The sequence below is a fragment of the uncultured Corynebacterium sp. genome, from assembly GCF_902489365.1.
Classification (GTDB): Bacteria; Actinomycetota; Actinomycetes; order Mycobacteriales; family Mycobacteriaceae; genus Corynebacterium.
On sequence record NZ_CABTZR010000118.1, the window covers coordinates 1 to 5118 of the forward strand.

Here is a 5118-nt window from a genome sequence, read left to right on the forward strand (position 1 = left end):
ATCCACCCATTCCCGGATGGGAATGGGCGCGTGGGACGAGCCATGATTCACGCACTTTTGCAGCGCAGAGGGCTCACCGATGCTGCGGTTCTCCCTGTCAGTATGGTGCTGGCAACGCTCGGTGACCGTTACGTCGACGGACTCACGAAATTCCGCGAGGGTGACGTGCTGGCATGGATCTCTTTCTTCGTCGAGGCTGCACAAGTCGCCACCACCAAAGCAGCTGAACTTGCGGATAGCGTCGCCGCCCTAGAAGCAGAATGGATGGACAAGGTAAATCACCACCGCACTGCGCAAGGAAGCAAGCGCGCATTGAAATCAAATTCGACGGAGTTCCAACTGCTCAAGAAGCTTCCTGCTATGCCTTTGGTCACGGTGTCCATCGTGAAGTCCGAGCTGGGGATTTCATCGACAAGCACGGCCCGAGATTCTCTCGATTCACTCACCGACGCTGGCATTCTACGTAAGAAAGTCATCGGTGCGGGCGGGCTTCTCGGTTACTTCGCTGACGATGTTTTCATGCTGGTCGACGATGCTGAACGCCAACTCGCCTCGACGCAGTTTAATACTCAGCTTTCACCTCCGACCGGCCGAGCAGTTCCAGCCCTTCGCGATAAATAAGCAGTAATCAATAGTGGTCACGCACTTCGTTTCCTTGCATAAGGCAAAGCGTCGTGCTGATGCGACGCTGCAGGAGGAGGGGGCGTCGGAAAGCTCAAAAGAGACCGTCACTAAAAGTGACGGTCCCATCATGGCGCAGGTTAGGTGCCCTTGACGTTGAGGATCTGGCGCAGGGTGTGCTTGACCTCGACGAGCTGGGCGGCATCGGCCATCACGCAGTCGATGTCCTTGTAGGCGTCCGGAATCTCATCGACGAACTCGGCGCCGGGACGGTAGACGATGCCTTCCATTCGTGCGGCAAGGTCCGCCTCGGTGAAGCGGGCCTTGGCCTGGGTGCGCGACATGACGCGACCCGCGCCGTGCGGCGCAGACTTGAGGCCCGGCGGGTAGCCCTTGCCTTCCACGACGTAGCTAGTGGTGCCCATCGAGCCGGGGATGAGGCCGAGGTCGCCTTCGTCCGCCTTGATGGCGCCCTTACGCGTGAGCCACACGTTCTTACCGTAGTGGTTCTCGCGCTGGGTGTAGTTGTGGTGGCAATTGATGCGCTCGAGCTCGAGGGTCTCGCGATCCGCGCCGGACCAGGTGGCGACGCAGTCGAGGAAGCGGTCCATCATCTCATCGCGGTTGAGCAGCGCAAAGTGCTGTGCCCAGTGGAGATCCGCAATGTAGGAGTCGAACTCTTCCGTGCCCTCGACGAGGTAGGCCAGGTCCTTGTCCGCGAGCTGGATCCAATGCTTCTCGCAGTGGCGCTGCGCGGCCTTGATGTGTTTCTGGGCAATCTTGTTGCCCACGCCGCGCGAGCCAGAATGCAGGAACAGCCAGACGCGGTCCTCTTCGTCGAGACACAGCTCGATGAAGTGGTTGCCACCGCCCAAGCTGCCCAGCTGCTGACGCCAGTTTTTGGAGTGGCCGAGATCCACGCCGGTGTCCTGGGCCAGCTGCGCGAGCTCACGCGTACGAGCCTCGGTGCGCGGGTCCATGATCCAACCGTTGTAATTGCCGGGCGAGAGCGGAATGGAGTCTTCGACTGCGGTGCGCAGGTCCTCGAGCGCGAAGTCCTGGATATCCGCGTGCGTGAGGTGGGTCCGCACGGCAATCATGCCGCAGCCGATGTCCACGCCGACGGCCGCCGGGATGACGGCACGCAGCGTGCCGAAGACGGTGCCGACCGAGGAGCCCTTGCCAAAGTGGGCATCAGGCATGAGCGCCACGTGTGGGTAGACGAAGGGCAGGTCAGCGACGAGTTGTGCCTGCGCCACCGTCTTGTCTTCAACAATGGAGGCGAAGTTGTGCAGGCGCATAAGAGAGCCTTTCTCTGCGTTTACGTAACGCAGTTCGTGAGAAAGGGCCTGCTTGGGCGGCTGACTTGTGAGTTGTGCGCGCGGGTCGCGCGGCTGGCACCAACGTCCGGGATAAGCAGGGCCGCTTTCCCGGGAAATGGTCAAGTCAGCCTATTAGAAGAGTTGCTTAAAGAAGCGTCCTAGCGGCTGATTGTTATGGGTCATCATCGCGGTTCGCCTCCTTTAGCTTTCTCGTTCTTCTTTCGGGCTGTTAGTGCTGCGTGTGAACCTACACGATGTACGCGATTTCTACAAGCAATTAATGATGCAAGGAAATTCACCCAGCCACGAAAACTTGACACCGTCCATTCAACCGCATTCACTGCCTGCTCATTTGTTCGTCCGTCTGGCGGGGTGTCGTGCGCCGTGACAAGCTTCGTTTAATCGTTCAGCCCGCCTCGCCCTAGTCGAGAGTGGGCTGGATCTTTATCTTGGTTATGCAGCAAGAGTGCACTGGGCAAGGCCGACGTCGTGGTCGCCGGCGGCATCGACGAGCGCTTCATCTCCCGCGCCAACGACCCGAACGAGTCCGAGCTGCACTCCATCCTGTGGCCGGCCATCGGGCGCGACGCGGATCAACCGATGTTTGTCATCTCCCAAAAGACGCTCACCGGCCACTCCAAAGCCGGCGCCGCGCTCTTCCAGACCGGCGGCATCATCGACGTCTTCCGCACGCACCGCATCCCGGCGAACGTGTCCCTGGACTGCGTCGACCCGCTCATCGCCCCGAAGGCGCCGAACCTGGTGTGGCTGCACTCCCCGCTGGACCTCGGCTCTGCGGGCCACAGCGTGAAGGCAGCGGCACTGACCTCGCTGGGCTTCGGCCACGTCAGCGCGCTCATCGTCTACGCTCACCCGGGCGTATTCGAGCAGGCAGTGGCCCAGCAGCGCGGGGCGGTTGCCGCCACCTCGTGGCGTGAGCGTGCCGAGCAGCGCCTGCGTGCTGGCCGCGCCCATTTCGAGGCTGGCATGCTGGGCCGTGCACCGTTGTTTGAGGTCATCGAGGGCCGCCGCCTGCCGGCTCACAACGCCAAGGCTGCGGAAATCGCGATGCTTCTCGACGACTCCGCGCGCCTCACCGATGACGGCACCTACCCCTCCGCCTAAGGCCGTCCCTTCAAAGAAGAAGGTCTAACAGTAAGCCGAGGACGTCCGCTCAGAAGCGGGCATCCTCGGCTTCTTTTCTGCCTGCGCCCCTCGCCTCGGCCCTCCTCAATAAGCGCAGGCAGGACAAAACTGCGGGCCACCGCCGGGTAGCGGAAGAATCTGCGCAGTGACAGCGTTTGGGCAGTTAGGAGCGCTCCCCGGCTAGCTGCGTTCCCAGGTGCGGTAGCCATGCGGCGATTATTATCGGGACTCATCTGACGCTCTCCTGAAAGAAGCTACTCATGACCCAACCTCCGTATCCGCCGCACACTCCACCCCCAGGCCCCGGTCAGCAGAGGCCGCACCAGCACGGGGGTCCGCAGCAGAACCCCTATGCCAACCAGCCTTTCCCACCCTTAGGCACTCCCCATAACAATCCTGGCGGCGGCTACGGGGCTGCACAGCCCCAGCCAGAGCCACCTAAGAAAAAGTCCGTCGTTGGAATCATCGCCACGGTGCTCGCCGTACTGGGCACAATCATCGCCTGCATCCCCGGCATCTACATCGCAGGCTGGATCATGCTCCTCGTAGCGCTTATTACCGGTGCGGCCTCACTCTTCCTCAGCAACCAGTCAACTGCGTGGGGAGCAGTCGCTCTGATCATTACTATGGTGGGCAGCTTGATCGCCTCGGTAGTCTTTTTCTTCTTCATGGCCGCAAAATTCATCGGGTCTCTTCCGGACACTACGCAAACTCCCGGAATATCAAGTTCTGTCGTGGGCACGACGGTACGACCTTGGGATGAGGAGGAGACGCTGGACAGCACGGACTCTCCCACCCCGACAGCGACGGAATACTACAACAGCGTTCCTGACGAGAACGGCAACCAAGTCCTTGAGGAAGGCACACCCGGTTCGCGTTCTAACCCGCTACCGCTCAACACAACGCTGAAAGGACCGGAATGGCACGTTGATGTCAGCAACCTCAACTTCGATGGCACGGACGAAGTCATGGCGGCGGACCCTTCCTATAAGCAGCCAGACGAGGGGAAGAAATACCTGGTCTTTGATTTGACCTTGACGTACGTGGGCAGCGAGAACGACGCCGGCTCGGAAATGGCGTTCCTCTACTTTGGCCCGGGCCAGGAGTCGAATGGGCAGCCCCTCATGTGGGATGTCAATGGGTTTATCGACGTAGACACTCCCTTCCAGCCGCAGGAGAAACGTACCGGCCGAGTGGCTGTCAGCGTGCCTGAGGACGGCGCGGAAGACGGCGCGTTCGGTATCGTCGTGCCGGGCACCGAGATTCCCTTCCACCTCGCTCTGAAGTAGAGCTACGTCCCTGACGGGAGGCTCCGCACGTGCCCTATTCGCCGAACTTATCGCCGATCCGTGTGGGCGACGCGGGGGCAAGGTTGTGGCGGTTAGGCGCGTTCTTCCCCTGTTTCCCCTGATTCCTCTGGCTCTTCTGCCGTCTCGTCCTGGGCCTGCCGTGCGTTATCTGAAATCTCACGCGCCCTCTGCTCCAGGTTCTCTTGGGCGCGGGCCTGGGCTTGAGAGGAGCTATCAGAGCGCGGCGGGGCTTGGATGAAGCGTTCCGAGTGCATCCCTAGCTGCAGCTCCTTGGCACGCAACACCTCAGCATCAATCTTGATGCCGACGATGAGCACGGTGTTCATCAACCACATGGCCATGAACACCGCCATGACGGTACTTAGCGCACCATAGGCGCTGGCCGCAGCAAAGTACTTCAGGTAGAGGCCCACCAGCCCCCAGGACACTACTGTGCCCACGAGAGCCACCACTGAACCATAGGTAATCCATCTAAAGCGCCCCGGCCGCACGTTGGGGCTGTAGTGATAAAGCACCGCAATGAGCGTGAGAACCACAATCACCGTGACGGGGAAGCGCAGCCAGTTCCACACTGGAAGGAAGATTCGCACCAAGTACGTGGCGGTATCTTCTAGCCCTACGTTGCGTGCAAGCGGAATCAACCCTTCGTTAAGAACAGCATCACGCAGCAAGTTGGCAAAGACCACGATGACCGCGCCCACCACGATGAAGGCCGTGAG

The 5118-nt window shown here is 60.7% G+C and carries 3 protein-coding genes and 2 pseudogenes; 3 read left to right on the top strand and 2 right to left on the bottom strand.

Translation table 11 applies throughout. The features are described from left to right. Positions 1–621 (top strand): annotated as a pseudogene (locus RDN59_RS11370) (Fic family protein); the annotation flags it as partial. 140 nt (positions 622–761) lie between these two features. Here RDN59_RS11370 and RDN59_RS11375 read toward each other — a convergent pair. Next, positions 762–1922, bottom strand: a complete 1161-nt coding sequence (locus RDN59_RS11375; RefSeq protein WP_042529098.1) for an RtcB family protein — start codon at positions 1920–1922, stop codon at positions 762–764. A 543-nt stretch (positions 1923–2465) separates the two neighbouring features. Here RDN59_RS11375 and RDN59_RS11380 point away from each other — a divergent pair. Further along, positions 2466–3068, top strand: a pseudogene (locus RDN59_RS11380) (hypothetical protein); the annotation flags it as partial. A gap of 281 nt (positions 3069–3349) precedes the next feature. Beyond that, complete coding sequence (locus tag RDN59_RS11385; protein WP_146003882.1) at positions 3350–4378, top strand: hypothetical protein; 1029 nt, start codon at positions 3350–3352, stop codon at positions 4376–4378. Positions 4379–4470: 92 nt separating this feature from the next. On the opposite strand, the gene RDN59_RS11390 is transcribed toward RDN59_RS11385, so the two are convergent. Continuing rightward, positions 4471–5118: YhjD/YihY/BrkB family envelope integrity protein (locus RDN59_RS11390; RefSeq protein ID WP_308607940.1), on the bottom strand; the 648-nt coding region annotated here is incomplete at its 5' end.